16 protein-coding genes, 2 tRNA genes and 1 other RNA gene are annotated in these 15,736 nt (G+C 68.6%); 15 read left to right on the top strand and 4 right to left on the bottom strand.

All coding sequences use genetic code 11. From position 1 onward, the window contains the following. Positions 1-4 precede the first annotated feature (4 nt). From KF903_RS03125 to KF903_RS03115, 3 genes are all read right to left on the bottom strand, one after another. Positions 5-886, bottom strand: coding sequence for a hypothetical protein (locus KF903_RS03125; RefSeq protein WP_291210843.1), 882 nt, complete (start codon positions 884-886; stop codon positions 5-7). Then, the gene (locus KF903_RS03120) at positions 883-1,437 is read right to left on the bottom strand and encodes an RNA polymerase sigma factor (protein ID WP_291210842.1); all 555 of its coding nucleotides are present in this window, start codon (positions 1,435-1,437) and stop codon (positions 883-885) included. The genes KF903_RS03125 and KF903_RS03120 overlap by 4 nt, the downstream gene beginning before the upstream one ends. 121 nt (positions 1,438-1,558) lie before the next feature. Further along, positions 1,559-3,058, bottom strand: a complete 1,500-nt coding sequence (locus KF903_RS03115; protein ID WP_291210839.1) for a peptidase S10 — start codon at positions 3,056-3,058, stop codon at positions 1,559-1,561. 793 nt (positions 3,059-3,851) lie between these two features. On the opposite strand from KF903_RS03115, the gene KF903_RS03110 reads away from it, so the two are divergent. Then, positions 3,852-3,942: transfer RNA gene (locus tag KF903_RS03110), tRNA-Ser, on the top strand. Positions 3,943-3,967: 25 nt separating this feature from the next. Then, complete coding sequence (locus KF903_RS03105) at positions 3,968-4,363, top strand: DUF6165 family protein (RefSeq protein ID WP_291210836.1); 396 nt, start codon at positions 3,968-3,970, stop codon at positions 4,361-4,363. On the opposite strand, the gene KF903_RS03100 is transcribed toward KF903_RS03105, so the two are convergent. Next, entirely contained in the window at positions 4,351-5,427 is a 1,077-nt protein-coding gene (locus tag KF903_RS03100; protein ID WP_291210833.1) for a glycosyltransferase family 9 protein, read from the bottom strand. The two genes, KF903_RS03105 and KF903_RS03100, sit on opposite strands and share 13 nt — an antisense overlap. Before the next feature lie 61 nt (positions 5,428-5,488). Between KF903_RS03100 and KF903_RS03095 the strand changes: the two genes are divergently transcribed. The 13 genes from KF903_RS03095 to KF903_RS03035 all read left to right on the top strand — a co-directional run bounded on the left by KF903_RS03095 (position 5,489) and on the right by KF903_RS03035 (position 15,573). Beyond that, a complete protein-coding gene (locus tag KF903_RS03095; protein ID WP_291210830.1) occupies positions 5,489-6,229 on the top strand; it encodes a 3-deoxy-D-manno-octulosonic acid kinase in 741 nt (246 codons plus the stop codon). Further along, on the top strand, positions 6,226-7,017 hold the full coding sequence (locus KF903_RS03090) for an MBL fold metallo-hydrolase (protein WP_291210827.1): 792 nt from the start codon (positions 6,226-6,228) through the stop codon (positions 7,015-7,017). The genes KF903_RS03095 and KF903_RS03090 overlap by 4 nt, the downstream gene beginning before the upstream one ends. Before the next feature lie 202 nt (positions 7,018-7,219). Next, positions 7,220-8,467 (top strand): sugar phosphate isomerase/epimerase, encoded by a 1,248-nt coding sequence (locus tag KF903_RS03085; RefSeq protein WP_291210825.1) that lies wholly within the window; start codon positions 7,220-7,222, stop codon positions 8,465-8,467. A 24-nt stretch (positions 8,468-8,491) separates the two neighbouring features. Beyond that, positions 8,492-8,974 (top strand): S-ribosylhomocysteine lyase, encoded by a 483-nt coding sequence (locus KF903_RS03080; RefSeq protein WP_291210823.1) that lies wholly within the window; start codon positions 8,492-8,494, stop codon positions 8,972-8,974. Then, positions 8,971-10,116, top strand: coding sequence for a sedoheptulose 7-phosphate cyclase (locus tag KF903_RS03075; RefSeq protein ID WP_291210821.1), 1,146 nt, complete (start codon positions 8,971-8,973; stop codon positions 10,114-10,116). The genes KF903_RS03080 and KF903_RS03075 overlap by 4 nt, the downstream gene beginning before the upstream one ends. Next, on the top strand, positions 10,094-10,804 hold the full coding sequence (gene ubiG, locus KF903_RS03070) for a bifunctional 2-polyprenyl-6-hydroxyphenol methylase/3-demethylubiquinol 3-O-methyltransferase UbiG (RefSeq protein WP_291210818.1): 711 nt from the start codon (positions 10,094-10,096) through the stop codon (positions 10,802-10,804). Before KF903_RS03075 ends, ubiG begins: the two co-directional genes overlap by 23 nt. Before the next feature lie 2 nt (positions 10,805-10,806). Next, a complete protein-coding gene (locus KF903_RS03065; protein ID WP_291210816.1) occupies positions 10,807-11,706 on the top strand; it encodes a UbiA family prenyltransferase in 900 nt (299 codons plus the stop codon). Between the two features lie 304 nt (positions 11,707-12,010). Continuing rightward, positions 12,011-12,102, top strand: a tRNA-Ser gene (locus KF903_RS03060). A 46-nt stretch (positions 12,103-12,148) separates the two neighbouring features. Then, positions 12,149-12,245, top strand: an RNA gene (gene ffs / locus KF903_RS03055) — signal recognition particle sRNA small type. A gap of 98 nt (positions 12,246-12,343) precedes the next feature. Further along, complete coding sequence (gene dnaX, locus KF903_RS03050; protein ID WP_291210813.1) at positions 12,344-14,017, top strand: DNA polymerase III subunit gamma/tau; 1,674 nt, start codon at positions 12,344-12,346, stop codon at positions 14,015-14,017. 130 nt (positions 14,018-14,147) lie between these two features. After that, positions 14,148-14,471 (top strand): YbaB/EbfC family nucleoid-associated protein, encoded by a 324-nt coding sequence (locus KF903_RS03045; RefSeq protein WP_291210812.1) that lies wholly within the window; start codon positions 14,148-14,150, stop codon positions 14,469-14,471. A gap of 31 nt (positions 14,472-14,502) precedes the next feature. Next, entirely contained in the window at positions 14,503-15,099 is a 597-nt protein-coding gene (recR, locus tag KF903_RS03040) for a recombination mediator RecR (protein WP_291210811.1), read from the top strand. Between the two features lie 135 nt (positions 15,100-15,234). After that, complete coding sequence (locus KF903_RS03035; protein ID WP_291210810.1) at positions 15,235-15,573, top strand: histidine triad nucleotide-binding protein; 339 nt, start codon at positions 15,235-15,237, stop codon at positions 15,571-15,573. Positions 15,574-15,736 lie beyond the last annotated feature (163 nt).

The following is a 15,736-nucleotide window of genomic DNA, read 5'->3' as shown; positions in this document are numbered from 1 at the left end:
CGCGTCACGGCAGCGACTGGAGATCGGCAGGCAGTTCGACCTCGGGATGCGTGCGGCGCAGCAGCTGCAGGCTTTCCACCGCCTGTTCATGACGGCCCTGGGCAAGCAGCCAGCGCACGCGGCGGATCCAGTCCCCGGGGCTGAGACGCAGGTCGTTGCGCAGCTCGGCCGAGCGTTTGAGATCGGTCGCGGGGGCACTGCGCTTGTCGCCCGTCGCGGTGATTGCCTCAAGGTTGGCCGCGCCACTCCCCGCCGCCGCGCCCGAGCCACTCGTCACGGCCATCGACCCAGCCGCAGGCGCCGCTGCCGGCGCGGCGGATTCGAGCTGCGGCGCGGCGGCGGCGGTCGACGCCGCAGGGACCGCCGAGGCTGCAGGAGCTGCGAGCGACTTGGCGGCAGCGCGCGGGCGCATGGCGTCGGCCGGGAAGGCGCGTGGCGCGGCGACCGGAGCCGGCGCGGGGGCTGGCTGGACACGCGCTTTCTCGGCCGCGGCACGCGAAGCCGAACCGGCTTCGACCTCCGCCGCGACCGGCGCCGGCGCGACCTGCGGGGCGTGGACGCTGCCGACCGGCACGTAGGTGGCGCCCGTCTGCACGCGTGCATCGAGGTTGGTGCCCGCCGGAGTCGGGTTGCGCAGCGCATCGTGGCCGATGTGCCAGGCGATGCCTGCCGCAAACACGATACCGGCCGCCGACGACCACCCGACCAGCCAGCGCTGCCGCCGCGGGGCACGGCCATGCACGGCACGCGCGGCCTCACCAAGCACATTGCGGTCGAGCCGACGCGGCGGCTCCACGCGCGACAGCTTGCGGTACAGCGTGCCCAACTCACCGCCGCCATCGTGCAGCAGGCGCTCCAGTTCGCGGTCGTCGTTGGGCAGGTTCATGACTGCAGCCTCGCGCGGATGCGTGCCAGCGCGTAGCGCAGGCGCGACTTCACGGTCTCGCGACCGACATGGGTGATCGCGCCGATTTCCTCAAGGCCCAGGCCGTTCTCGATGCGCAGGATGAAGGCCAGACGTTGCTCTTCAGGCAGCTCCTCGAGCGCGAGCTGCAGGCGGCGGCGTTCCTCGAATTCGCTCAGCACGCGCTCGGGCCGCTCGCCGTCGGGCGCGTCGAGCGTGCGCATGACGGCCTCGGTCTCTTCCTCCGAAGCCTGCGGGCGCTGGCGCCGAAAGCGGTCGACGACGAGGTTGTGGGCAATTTGCAGCAGCCAGGTCGTGAAGCGTGCCTCGGGGCGATAGCGTTCGCGCGCGGTGATGACGCGACTCCAGGTTTCCTGAAACAGTTCGTCGGCATCGGCGCGATGGCGCAGGTTGCGCAGCAGGAAGCGGTACAGGCCGCCGCGGTGGCGTCGATACAGCGTCTCGAACGCGAGCAGATCGCCCGCGCCGTACGCGAGCATCAAATCCTCGTCGGTCGGATCGTCCGCTGCCATCGCGCGAGCGTAAGGCATCGGCATTGTGCAGGCCATATCCATCGGCACGCTTGAACGCAGCGGCGCGCTCGCCGGGGTTGCGCGCCGGCTCGGCCCGGGCCAGCGCGCGGCGGTGGCTGCCTCAGTGCGCCGAATAGAGCTTCCTGACGTCGCTGCGCAGCAACGCCTGGCTGTCGGGGCGGCTGTAGAACATGTGACCGCCCGGGTAGGACCTGACCTGCACGCGCGCCGGATCACCCATCAGCGGCATCTGGTCGACGATCAGCACCGATGCCATGAACGGGCACGACAGGTCGCCCCAACCGTGCACGATCAGCACGTGCAGCTTGGGATCGATCGCCACGGCCTGGCGCAGTTGCGCCACCGAGCCACGTTCGCGGCCCTTGCTGTCGCGATCCCAGGCACTGTTGACCTCGTAGCTGAGCGCGTTGTAACGGCCGACGTAGTTCCAGCCCACCGTGCGCGTGATGAAATCGACCATCGCGGTCGTGGTCGGCGCGATGATGCCGTCGAGGATCGGGTCGTTGGTGCGCTGTTGCGGCGCGAACGGAAACGGGTCCCAAGCGGTCACGTTGGCATCGTAACGGCTGCCGAGCTTGCCCTCGCTGCGGAACACCTCGCGCAGGAACGCTTGGGTGTCGAGGCGGCCACCGGAGCGGCGCACGAAGTCGGCATCGAGACCGCTGAGTGTCGTCACGCGCTGCACGATACGCTCGAGCGCCGCTGGCTCGGAACGCCCCTTGAGCAGGTCGGTGACGTAGTCGCCGCGCGTGTAGGCGACGATGTCGGCCATCGCCGCATCGCTGAGCTTGCCGTGGCGTTCGAGATTGGCGGCCGCAATGGTCGGCAGCGTCAGCATCCATGGCAGCGGCGACAGGTCGCCATCGGCACTCGCGCCCGGATCGAGATAGGGCGACACCAGCACGAGGCCGTTCATTGCCACGCCGAGCCGCGTCTGCATGTAATGGGTGATGCGTGGGCCGCGAAAGCCGCCATAGCTTTCGCCGACGAGGTACTTGCGCGCTTCCAGGCGCCGGTTCTTGACCAGCCAGTCGTAGATGATGCGCGACAGGTATTCGATGTCGGCATCGGTCGAATAGAAGTGCTTCTTCGCCTCCGCTTCATCGACCAGGGCGCGGCTGAAACCGGTACCGACCGGGTCGATGAAGACGAGGTCGGTGAAGTCGAGCCAGCTGCCGGGGTTGTCGCGCGCGATCGCCGGGTCCGAAGGACTGTCACCCTCGGCACCGAACTGCACGCGCTTGGGGCCAAGCGCACCGAGATTCAGGTACACCGAGGCCGCGCCCGGACCCCCGTTGAGCGCGAACGTGACCGGTCGGTCCTTGCCCGGCACGGTGTAGGCGATGAACATGACCTCGGCGATCGTCTTGCCCTTGTCATCGAGCACGGGCAGTGAGCCGACCGTGGCGTCGTAGGCGAGAGTGCGGCCGTCGAGCACGGTGCTCTGCTTGACGGTCCGGTCGGCCGGAAACGGCGGCAGCTTGAATTCGGCCTCCTTGCCATCGGCAGGCTTTTTGTCCTGCGCCTGCAACGTCGCGGGCAGCGCCGCCGCCAGCGCAGCGCAGGCGAGGAGGGCGGTGAGTACGGGGCGCGGACGCATGCGGAAGCTCCTCGGTGACGGTGTCGGGCGCCAGCATAAGCGCGCCGGAACCGCCCGGCGATGTGCCGAAAGGCCCGCGTGGCGAGTGCCGCGCTCGCTGCCGGCCCCCGGCTCGGGTGACGCAGGAGGCGCGTGCCGGCCGCGCCGGGCACGTTCGGGTTGTCCGCGCGCTCCGGGCCACGTATGATGCGCGCCCCTGGCGAGAGCCAGAGGATCAGCATGCGATTCGCCGGGAGCGAATCGGGACAGCCGCAAGGCTGGCCCCGAGCGACAGCGAGGGGTGAGCATCAGGATGATGCGAACAATGCGCCGGTGTGGCCTGCACTCAGCAGCATCGGCGGGACATGTGGAGAGGTGGCAGAGTGGTCGACCGATTCGCCGGAGCGAATCGGGACAGCCGCGGGTCATTCCCGAGCGACAGCGCGAGGTGAGCGTCAGGATGATGCGAACAATGCGCCGGTGTGGCCTGCACTCAGCAGCATCGGCGGGACATGTGGAGAGGTGGCAGAGTGGTCGACCGATTCGCCGGGAGCGAATCGGGACAGCCGCAAGGCTGGCCCCGAGCGACAGCGAGGGGTGAGCATCAGGATGATGCGAACAATGCGCCGGTGTGGCCTGCACTCAGCAGCATCGGCGGGACATGTGGAGAGGTGGCAGAGTGGTCGACCGATTCGCCGGGAGCGAATCGGGACAGCCGCAAGGCTGGCCCCGAGCGACAGCGAGGGGTGAGCATCAGGATGATGCGAACAATGCGCCGGTGTGGCCTGCACTCAGCAGCATCGGCGGGACATGTGGAGAGGTGGCAGAGTGGTCGAATGCGCCGGATTCGAAATCCGGTTTACGGTTCTACCGTAACGTGGGTTCGAATCCCACCCTCTCCGCCAACATGTCAACAGGAGGCGGCAGACCATGAGCACGATCTCGACTCCGGTGTCCTACGGCGAACTGATCGACAAGATCACGATTCTCGAGATCAAGACCCAGCACATGAGCGACGCGACCAAGCTCGCCAATGTGCGCACCGAACTCGAGCTGCTCGGCACCACCTGGGCTGCCCATCCGGCGTCGCGCACCGATATCGCACCCGAGCGGGCTGCCTTGCGCGCGGTCAACCAGACCTTGTGGGATATCGAGGACCGCATCCGGCTCAAGGAAAAGGCCCAGGCATTCGATGCCGAGTTCATCGAACTGGCGCGCGCGGTGTACTTCCGCAACGATGAGCGCGCGGCGATCAAGCGCGCGATCAACGAAAAACTCGGCTCGACGCTCGTCGAGGAAAAGTCCTACGCCGATTATCGCGCCTGAGCGCCCACCGCACGGGTGGCAAAGGCTTCGAGCCGCTCGATGACCGCATCGGTCTCGATCAGATCCATCACCCCGGGATATTCGAGCTTGCTGCCCCAGGCCAGTGCCGCGGCCGGTTTGTGGCGGAACCTGCGGGCCGCCGCGTCGTAGCGGTCGACGCACCACTGACGGTCGGAATAGGGGCCCGAGCGCGCCGGATTGCTCGCGGCGTGCAGGCCCAGCACCGGCGTGCCGACGGCATTGGCCATGTGCATCGGGCCCGAATCGGGGCACAGCACGAGCGTGGCGCGTTCGAGCACGGCGAGCAGCTGCTTGAGCGTGTCCTTGCCGATGAGGTCGAGCGGGCGCGAACGGGCGTGGGCGAGGATCGCGTCGCCGAAGTCGCGCTCGAACGCACTCGGCCCGCCACACAGCGCAACGCGCCAACCCAGCGAGTGGGTCGCGTGGTCGATCACGGCCGCATAGCGCTCCGGCCGCCAGTTGCGCAGGCGATGGCTCGATACCGGGCAGACCACCAGCGTGGGCTCATCGTCGGGCAGGTGGTCGCGCGCGAACGCGCGCGCCGACTCGGGGATCGGAAGGTCCCAGCGCACCTGATCCTGCTTGAGGCCGAGCGGCTCGAGGAAGCTGCCCATCGCGTCGAGCACGTGTTCGCCACTGCGCGCCGGAATGCGGCAGTTGACGAACAGACCATGCAGGTCCTTGGCGCGGGCGCGATCGTAGCCGATGCGCAGCGGCGCCCGAACCGCCAGGCTGAGCAGGTTGGAGCGCAATGCGACCTGCATGTGCAGCAGTGCATCGAAGCGGCGCCCGGCCAGCTGGGTGCGAACCGCACGGTAGCCCGAGCGCCCGGCCGCCTTGTCGAACACGATGAACTCGACGCCGGGCAGGTCGCCGAGCAGCCTGTGCTCGAGTTTGCCGATGAGCCAGGTCAGGCGCGTGGCGGGCCAGTGCGACTGCACCGTACGCAGCAGCGGCACCACATGGGTCACGTCGCCGATCGCCGAGGTGCGCAGGATGCACAGCGATGCGGGCGCAGTGGCGACGGAGTCGGGTCGGATCATGCGCTGCTTGCTACTATTGGGACAGGGGCGCGCGGACTGCGCGGGCGAAGTTGTCAGACGAATGATCCACGCGCAAGTTCAACCGACGCAAGATGGTGCGCTGCTGGTCGACGCCGGCCTTGCGCAGCAGCCGCAGGCGCAGTGGCTCGATGCGGCGTACTGGCAGGCGTTGGGGCGTGCACACGGCGTCGATGGTGGCCGCGGAGGAACCCTGTTCGTGGACACCCCGCTCGGCGCCTGTGCGCTGCGCCACTATCGTCGCGGCGGTCTGATGACACGCTTCACGCGCGATTCGTATGCCTGGTTCGGCGCCGAGCGCACGCGCGCGTTCCGCGAATTCCGCCTGCTCGCCGCGCTGGCCGATGCCGGCCTGCCGGTGCCGGCGCCGGTGGCGGCACGCTATCGCCGGCGCGGCCTGCGCTATCGCGCCGATCTGCTCACGCGCCGCATCGAGGCGGTGGAGCCACTGGCGGCGCGCATGACCGCGCAGCGCCTCGACGAGGCGCTTGCGCGTGCGGTAGGTGCCACCCTCGCGCGCTTTCACGCCCGCGGTGTGTGGCATGCCGATCTCAACGCCTCGAACATCCTTGTCGGCTCGGACGGCACGATCTGGCTGCTCGACTTCGATCGTGGCCGGCTGCGCAAGCCGCAGCTCGTGTGGCAACGCGCCAACCTCGTGCGCCTGCGCCGCTCGTTCGACAAACTCGGAGCGCGTCGCATCATCGGTTTCGATGCCGGCTTCTGGCATCCACTGCTGGCCGCCTACCACGCGGCGATGGCCAGTGGCGGGGGCGGCGCGTGAGTCTCGGACTGCGCTTCGTCGGCGTCGGCAATGCCAACGCACCCGAACTCGGGTCCGCCTGCGGCGCGCTCGAGCGTGATGGCGTGCCACTGCTGATGATCGACTGCGGCCCCGAGGCGCTGAGCGCCTGGTTGGCACACTACGCGGCATTGCCGCCGGCGGTGTACGTCACCCACACCCACATGGATCATGTCGGCGGCATGGAGCGCCTGTTCTACCAGGCCTGGTTCGATCCGGCGCGGCGCGGTCGCCTGCGCGTGTACGCACACGCCAAGCTGATTCCGCTGCTGCAGGCGCGCGTGGCCGATTTTCCCGAACCGCTGGCCGAAGGCGGCGCCAACTACTGGGATGCGTTCCAGCTGGTGCCGTGTTCGCGCGGGTTCTGGCATGAAGGACTGTGGTTCGAGGTGTTCGCCACGCGCCACCATGCGCCCGAGACGTCGTACGGACTCGCCCTGCCGGGCAGCGTGGTCTGGACCGGTGACACACGCCCGATCCCCGAAATGCTCGGCCACCACGCCGGGCGCGGCGAGCTCGTCGCCCACGATTGCAGCCTGCAGGGCAATCCCTCACACAGCGGCACCGACGACCTGGCGCGCGAGTACCCGTCCGAGCTGCGCCAACGCCTCGTGCTCTACCACTACGGCAGCGAAGCCGAAGCCGCGGCAATGCAGCGCGGCGGCTGGCGCGTGGCGCGGCGTGGCGAGCTGCTGGCGCTGGCGCCGCCGCTGATGCGGCATGCGCCGGCATCCGAGCCGGCCGAGCGCGGCGCCACGCCGGGCCCGTGAAGGCCGGCCCCTGGACTGGGTACAATGAGCGCCGTGGCCCGGGCGCGAGTGATCCCTTCCGCGCCGGCAACCAGTCCGGCCATTGAAACGCAGCCTCGCGCGCCCGACATCGGGGGCGCGGCGCGCGTCGGGCTGGGCTGACCGCGGCAGCGGGCCGCTGTACCAACGACCTTCAGTCTCCAGTCTTTGCAGCGGACCAGTCATGGGCCAGATCCAGCTCAGCTACAGCACCTTCGGCCTGACCGAACTCGACTTTCTCGACGCGATCGACGCGGTGGACCGGGCCGGCTATCCAGGCATCGAGATCTCGTTCCATCGCGATCAGTTCAACCCCTTCGACATCGACGACGCCTATCTCGCCCGGGTCAAGCAGCGCCTCGACCAGCGCCGCGTCAAGGCAGCCTGCGTCGCCACCGCTTCGCACTTCTTCGATCCGCTGCGCCCCCACGAGCCCTCACTGATGGCGCTGTCGCGCGCCGCGCGCAAGCGCCGCATCGATCTGGTCAGGCGCGGCATCGACGTCGCTCGGCATCTGGGCGTCAATCTCGTGACGTTCGGCAGCGGCTTCATCCGCGCCGAGCATGTGGCCCACCCGCAGGTCGATCCCGGTGAATTGCTGGTCGACTCGATCCACGAATGCCTGCGCGAGATCCGCGACGACGAGGACATCACGCTGCTGGTCGAGCCCGAGCCGGGCATGTACATCGAGACGCTCGCGCAGGGCCTCGATCTCATGCGCAAGGTCGATTCGCCCAAGTTCAAGCTGCACATCGACATCTGCCACGCCTACTGCTCGGAACCGGACTACATCAAGGCGCTTGGCGAAGCCGCGCCGCATGCGCGCTACCTGCACATTTCCGACGCACAGGCCGGCTACAACCTCAAGGTGGTCGACGACCATGCTGAGCTGGCGCCCGATCTCGGCTTCGCCAGCGTGCTCGTGCATTTTCCCGACAGCGCCGAGTTCCTGCTGCTCGACCGCGAGCATCCGACCTATTTCCGCGAGCAGACGCCGTCCGCCGCGCGGCGCAGCCGCATCGATGCCTTGCTGGCGCGCAGCGGCGTGACCCGGCCACTGGCCACGCTCGACTACCGCAGCCTGTACGCGGGTGCCTCGCCGCTGGACGACGAGATCTTCACCTGGATGATCTCGGTGCCGGGCCTGTCGTTCGACGTGCTCGAACGTACGCGACCGATCGTGGCCTGGCTGCGCGGCGTGCGTGGCCCGGCATTGCAGCAGCGCATGGTGGCCAACACGCTGACCGGCGTGGTGCATTTCCACGAAATCCCGGGCGAAGGTACACTCGACTTCGCGGCAAGTTTCAAGGCGCTGACCGACAACGGTTTTTCCGGCTATGGCTCGGTCGAGCTGTACCACCACGTTGCCTCTTGGCAGAAGGCGCTCGACGACAGCTACCGCCACCTTGCCCCGTTCGTGGGCGCCCACTGACCGGCGCCGTTGTCAGACATCCGCATGATCGATACTGAAATCCTCGGTTGGCGCGCCGCACTCGTCGGCGAACTCGACCATCGCCGGCTCAAGGCGCCGAGCGTCAAGTTGCGCTCGGCACAAGGCGCGGCCGATGGCGAGGCGATCTATTGCGTCGACCTGCGCGTGCGCCACCCCAATGCGGACCACTACCTGACCAGCACCGAACTGCATTCGGTCGAACACTTCCTGCTCGAAGGCTTCATGCGCCTGCTGCCGGCGCATTTCGTTTCGGTGGGCATCATGGGCTGTCAGACCGGGTTCTACCTCGCGTTCCGCAATGAGGGGCGGGCAGGGCGGTTGTGCGACACGCTCGAGCAGATCCTCGCCGCGATCGAGCACGCACGCGAAGTGCCCTACGCCAACATCGAGCAGTGCGGCAACTACCGCAACCACAGCCTCGCCGACGCGCAGCGCGTGGCGCGCGAGATCCTGGCCCGCCGCGCCGACTGGCTGGATGCGGCATGAGCGGGACCGGCATGCGCTGGCAGGTCCGCGTCGACCGCCCGATCGCCTACGACGTCATCAAGGCGCCGGGCCTGTTCGATCCGGCCAACGAGGCGCTGATGGCGTTCGGCCGCCCGCGCGGCCGCCGCTTCGTGGTGGTCGATGGCGAGGTCGCGCGCCACCACGGCAGCGCGATCCGCGGCTATTTCACCCAGCGTGGGGTCGACGCCCGCATCGTCGTGTTTCCCGGTGGCGAGGAACACAAGTCGGTCGAGATCTGGCAGGACATCCTGCGTGCGCTCGACGCATTCCCGATCCATCGCCGCGACGAGCCGATCATCGCGATCGGTGGCGGCGTGCTGACCGACGTCGTCGCCTTCGTTGCCGCCAGCTATCGCCGCAGCGTGCCGCACCTCAAGGTGCCGACCACGCTGATGGGCTACGTCGATGCGGCACTCGGCATCAAGGCCGGCATCAACTTCAATGGCAACAAGAACCGCCTCGGCAGCTTCGAGCCGCCGCAAGCCGTGCTGCTCGACAAGTCACTGCTGGTGACACTGCCACGCCGCCACCTGCTCAACGGCATGTGCGAGATCATCAAGCTCGCGATCATCCGCGATGGCGTGTTGTTCGAGACACTCGAACTGCATGGCGCCGCCAGCGTCGCCGCGCACTTCGCCAACCCGACCGGTGATCTCATCCTCGACCGCGCCATCGGCGGCATGCTCGACGAGCTCACGCCGAACCTGTACGAAGAAGAGCTCGCGCGCAAGGTCGATTTCGGCCACAGCTTCAGCTACGGGCTGGAGACGCGCCACGAGCAGCGCCTGCTGCACGGCGAGGCGGTGCTGCTCGACATCCTCGTGTCGACCATGATCGCCGAGCGGCGCCAGTTGCTGCGCGCCACCGAGGCCGCCCGCATCTTCGCGCTGGTGGCGGCGCTCGGCATCGAACTCGACTACGGCGTGCTCGACGGCGAGGTCATGTGGCATTCGCTGCTCGACCGCATCGAACACCGCAATGGCCTGCAGCGCGTGCCGCTGCCAGCCGGTTTGGGCCACTGCACTTTCGCCAACGACATCACCCGCGCGGAACTCGACGGCGCCCTGCGCGCGTTGCACACCCGCCTCAAGGACAGCCATGAACCAGCCCTCGAACGTTGATCGGCAGGAAATCGACAAGTTCAACCGTGTCGCCAACCTGTGGTGGGACCCCACCGGCAAGATGGGCATGCTGCACGTGATCAACCCGCTGCGCAGCCAGTTCGTGTTCGACCATGCCGACGTCAACGGCGCGCGCGTCGTCGACGTCGGCTGCGGCGGCGGCATCCTCACCGAGACGCTGGCCAAGGCTGGCGCCAATGTGGTCGGCATCGACCAGTCCGACCTCACGCTCGAGGTTGCGCGCCAGCATGCACGCCAGGGCGGGCTCGACATCGACTATCGCCTGCAGACCGTCGAGGAGCTCGTTGCGCTCGAGGCAGGCAGCTACGACGTCGTGACCTGCCTGGAAATGCTCGAGCACGTACCCGATCCCGCTGCCGTGATCGACGCCTGCGCGCGCCTGCTCAAGCCCGGCGGCCATGTCGTGTTCTCGACGATCAACCGGACCTTCAAGGCCTGGCTGTTCGCGATCGTCGGCGGCGAGTACGTCATGCGCATCCTGCCGCGCGGCACCCACGAGTACGCCAAGCTGATCCGCCCCGACGAGATGCGGCGCTGGGCCGGCGCCAGCGGACTTGCATTCCTGCGCAGCGCGAGTCTCATGTTCAACCCGCTCAACAAGAGCTTTCGCGTCGCGCCAGGCAGGGAAGACGTGAACTACATGGCCAGCTTCGTCAAGCGGGCCTGAGCATGCTGCGCAAGTATCTCGCCCTGTCGCGATCCACCCACGGCGTGCTCGACATCGCGATGCCCGGCTTCGCGGCGCTGCTGTGGCTCGGCCACTTTCCGAGCTGGCCCGTGCTCGCCGTGGCGCTGCTCACCGCCGTGGCTGGCTACACGGCGCTGTACGCGCTCAACGACATCATCGGGGTGCGGGTCGACCGCGAAAAGTTCGCCGGCGCGGGGCCGAACCCGGGCTATTCGGTGGAGGCTTCCGATCTGCGCTACCCGATCGCGCAGGGCAAGCTCAGCCTCGGCCGTGGCATCGCCTGGTTCGTGGTGTGGTACGCCGGCGCGCTGGCTGGTGCCTGGTGGCTCAACCCGTGGCTGCTGCCCGTGGTGCTGGCGGCCCCCGTGCTCGAGACGATCTACTGCCTGCTGTTCAAGCTGAGCTGGTGGCGCGTGCTCGTCAGCGGCTGCGTCAAGGCGCTCGGCCCGGTGGCCGCGGTGCTCGCGGTGATCCCCGAGCCGTCACCCGCATGGCTCGCCCTGATGGTCGCCTGGCTCATCGCCTGGGAGATCGGTGGCCAGAACATCCCGGCCGATTGGAACGATGTCGAGGAAGATCGCCGCGTCGGTGCGCGCACGATCCCGCTCGTGTTCGGGCCACGCATCGCGGGTCGCGTGGTGCTCGTTGCCTTGTGCGTGACCGTGCTGCTGAGCCTGGCGCTGCCCGTGATGTCGCCACTCGCACTGGGCTGGCCCTATCGCCTCGCGAGCCTCGTGATCGGCGGCTACCTGCTACTGGTGCCGGCGGTGGCGCTGCTGCGGTCGCACGAGGGGCGCCGCGCAGCGCGCCTGTTCGATCGCGCCAGCCTGTATCCGCTCGCGCAACTGGTCCTGATCCTCGTGTTCGTGCTCATCGGCTGAGCGGTCGCACCAGCAAGGTGCGCGCCGATCCGGTGCGGCGACGGATCGTGCAGGCCTGCGCGCCGCGCCCGATGACGGTTCCGGCGCCGTTGCACATCAAGGCGTTAGCGACAGTTCGCTCGATCGCGATCGGCGTGGCGATGGCGCGAGTGTGGATTGATCGCGCCGTCCCTAGTATCCTCGCGCGCCCTGCGACGCTGTACCGTACGGGTGAGTGACATCGGACTGGGCGTCCGAGTGAGGCACAGGATGTGCCGAGCCATCCCGCCCTGCGCACGCAGTGCGCAGCGGGATGAGAAACATTGGAGAGGTGTCCGAGTGGTTGAAGGAGCGCGCCTGGAAAGTGCGTAAGCGGGTCAAACCGCTTCGCGGGTTCGAATCCCGCCCTCTCCGCCAATTTGATCGCCCGCGTCGATGACGTGGGCACGCTTCATGGTGGCTCCGTCGGTCCCTTCGCGACGCTAGCCTGCAAACTCCGCCAGGTCCGGAAGGAAGCAACGGTAGCAGGTGATGCGGGTGCCGGAGATCGGCTGGCGGAGCCGCCACCCTTCGTGTCGATGCCAGCACGCGCGCTCGCCCATGCGGCGAGTCGCCGCGCCGCGACTGCTACAATCACGCACTCGCCTGCGGATTGCCCATGTCGTACCAAGCCCTCGCACGCAAATGGCGCCCGCGCCGCTTCGCCGAACTGGTCGGGCAGGAACACGTCGTGCGCGCGCTCACCCACGCCCTCGACAGCGGGCGATTGCATCACGCGTTCCTGTTCACGGGCACGCGGGGCGTGGGCAAGACCACGATCGCGCGCATATTCGCCAAGTCGCTCAACTGCGACCGCGGTCCGACCTCCGACCCGTGCGGCCAGTGCAGCGCCTGCAGCGAGATCGACGCCGGACGCTTCGTCGACCTGCTCGAAATCGACGCTGCCAGCAACACCGGCATCGACAATGTGCGCGAACTCATCGACAACGCGCAGTACGCACCGACCCGCGGTCGTCACAAGGTCTATCTGATCGACGAGGTGCACATGCTCTCGCGCAGCGCTTTCAACGCGCTGCTCAAGACGCTGGAAGAACCGCCGCCCCACGTCAAGTTCCTGCTCGCCACCACCGATCCGCAGAAGTTGCCGGTGACCGTGCTGTCGCGCTGCATCAAGTTCAACCTCAAGCGCCTGTCGCCCGAGCAGATCAGTGGCCAGATGCGGCACATCCTCGAGGCTGAGCAGGTGGGCTTCGACGCCGAGGCCATCGACACGCTGGCCATTGCCGCCGACGGCTCGCTGCGCGACGGGCTGTCCTTGCTCGACCAGGCGATCGCCCATGGCGGTGGCACGCTGCAGGCGAGCGAGGTGCACGCAATGCTTGGCACGGTCGAGCGCGCCAAGGTGCAGCAACTGCTGGTGGCGCTGGCGCGCGGCGATGCGGCCGCGTTGCTCGCCGAAATCGAACACATCGCCGGCTTCGCCCCTGATTTCGCCCAGGTGCTCGACGAGCTCGCCGGTCTGCTGCACCGGGTGCAAGTGGCCCAGCTCGTCGCCGCGTCGGCCGATGCGGCCGCCGGCAGGTTCGCCGCCGAGCTGTCGGCGCAGGACGTGCAACTGTGGTACCAGATCGCCGTCACCGGGCGGCGCGACCTGCCGCTTGCACCAACGCCGCGCGTCGGCTTCGAGATGTGCCTGTTGCGCATGCTCGCGTTCGCGCCGGGCGGCGCTGCGGCGGGCAGCGCCAGCGATGGGCGCACCCCGGTCGCGGCAGCGGCGAGCGCGCGCGGCCCCGCTGCGCGGGCAACCGGCGCAGTCGCGCCGCCTGCCGCCACGCAGCCCGCCACCACGCCGCCTGCCGCCACGCAGCCCGCCGCCACGCCGACGTCCGGCATGACGCAAGCCGGCAGCGGCGCTGCGGATGCCGGCGCGCGATGCGCCGAGCCGGTCGCCGTCGATGACTGGGCCGCGCTGATCGAGCGCGCGGGCTTGCGCGGGCCGCTGGGACAGATCGCGCAACACTCGACCTTGCTCACACTGGACGCCAGCACGCTGCGACTGGCGATCGAAGCGGCGCATGAGCACCTGCTCACCGCATCGATGGTGGCGCAGCTCGAACGCAGCATCTCGAACGTGCTCGGGCGCGACATCCGCGTGCGGTTCGAGCGGACGGCGCAGGCGCAGGCGCACACCCCCGCGCGGCAGCGCGCGCAGGCGGCCACTGCGCGCCAGTCGGAGGCCGAGGGTGCGGTCGCGCGCGACCCGGTCGTGCGCGCGCTGGTCGATACCTTCGATGCCCGCGTGATCGCCGACAGCGTGCGTCCACTGGGTTGAGGCAGGTGTTCGAGGAGTGCGGCCGTGGCTGGCCGCGAATGGGCTTTGCAAAAGCCCGCATGATCGTCAGCCGCCGCCGCCGGAACGCCGGCGAGCGGGACGGACGGATCGCACAAGCAAAGGTGATGAGATGAAGGGTCCACTTGCCGGTTTGATGCAGCAAGCCCAGCGCATGCAGGAAGACATGAAGCGCGCCCAGGCCGAGATCGCGCAGGCCGAAGTCACCGGCCAGGCCGGCGGCGGCCTCGTCAGCGTGCGCATGAGCGGCGCGCATGAGGTGCGTGGCGTCAGCATCGACCGCAAACTGTTTGCGGACGATCCCGAGATGGCCGAAGACCTCGTCGCGGCCGCGGTGAACGACGCGGTCAACAAGGTCGCGGCACTGAGCCAGCAGAAGCTCGGCGGCCTCGCCGCCGGCATGAACCTGCCGCCGGGCTTCAAGCTGCCGTTCTGAGAGCGATGCGCCACCAGCGCGCGGTCACCCCATGTCCTCATCGCCCCTGTTGAGCGAACTCATCGAAGCACTGCGCTGCCTGCCCGGAGTCGGTGCCAAGACGGCGCAGCGCATGGCGTTCCACATGCTCGAGCGCGACCGCAACGGCGCCCGGCGGCTGGCCGAGCGGCTGGCCGTGGCCGTCGAGCGCATCGGCAACTGTGCGCGCTGTCGCACCTTCAGCGAGGAGGCCGTGTGCGCGCTGTGCGCAAGCCAGACGCGCGATCGCAGCCTGCTGTGCGTGGTGGAAACACCGATCGACCAGCTCGCGATCGAGCAGGCCACCGGCTATCGCGGCCAGTACTTCGTGCTGCTTGGACGCTTGTCGCCGCTCGACGGGATGGGCCCGCGCGAGCTCGGGCTCGACCTGCTGGCGCAGCGGTTGGCCGAGGGTGAAGTGCACGAGCTCATCGTCGCCACCAATCCGACCGTCGAGGGCGAGGCGACCGCTCACATGCTGGCGCAGCTCGCGCACGCGGCCGGCGTGCGCGCGAGCCGCCTCGCGCATGGCGTTCCGCTCGGCGGTGAGCTCGAGTTCATCGATCGCGGCACGCTGGCGCATGCCTTCGGCGGGCGGCAGGCCTTGTGAGGTGGGTGGCGGCGTGACGCGCACCGCCTTGCGCAAGCCCGCCCGCGCAGCGCGGCACGACCGGCCCTTGCACGGGTCGGCGCAAGCTGCGAGCCTGTTGCCGACGCATTTCCCGCTTGCCGAGCGCATCCGCCCATGACCCTGTTCGCCAAGATCATCCGCCGCGAGATTCCCGCCGACATCGTCTACGAGGACGACGACGTGCTGGCCTTCCGTGACATCAATCCGCAGGCCCCGGTGCACGTGCTGTTCATTCCCAAGAAGCCGTTCGCGACGATGAACGAGCTCACCGATGCCGATGCACCGCTGATCGGCAAGCTCATCGTCACGGCGGCGAAATGGGCCAGGCAGCAGGGGTTCGCCGACGATGGCTATCGCGTGGTCATGAACTGCAACCGCGACGGCGGCCAGACCGTCTACCACATCCACCTGCATCTGCTCGCAGGCCGTGCGCTGCACTGGCCTCCCGGCTAGGAATGACCGCATCGATCACGCGCCGGCACGGTCGCATTGGCACACCCGCCGGATGTGACGCGATGCAGACTTGCGGCGTGGCTGCGCGCCGCGCGTGGAGCTCGGCCGGTCGGCGCAAACGGCAGCGTCGCGGCGGCGCCGGTCACGACATCCTGCGCGCCGG

Source organism: Dokdonella sp. (assembly GCF_019634845.1).
In the GTDB taxonomy this organism is placed as follows: Bacteria; Pseudomonadota; Gammaproteobacteria; order Xanthomonadales; family Rhodanobacteraceae; genus Dokdonella_A.
This window is presented reverse-complemented; position numbering and strand designations above follow the sequence as displayed.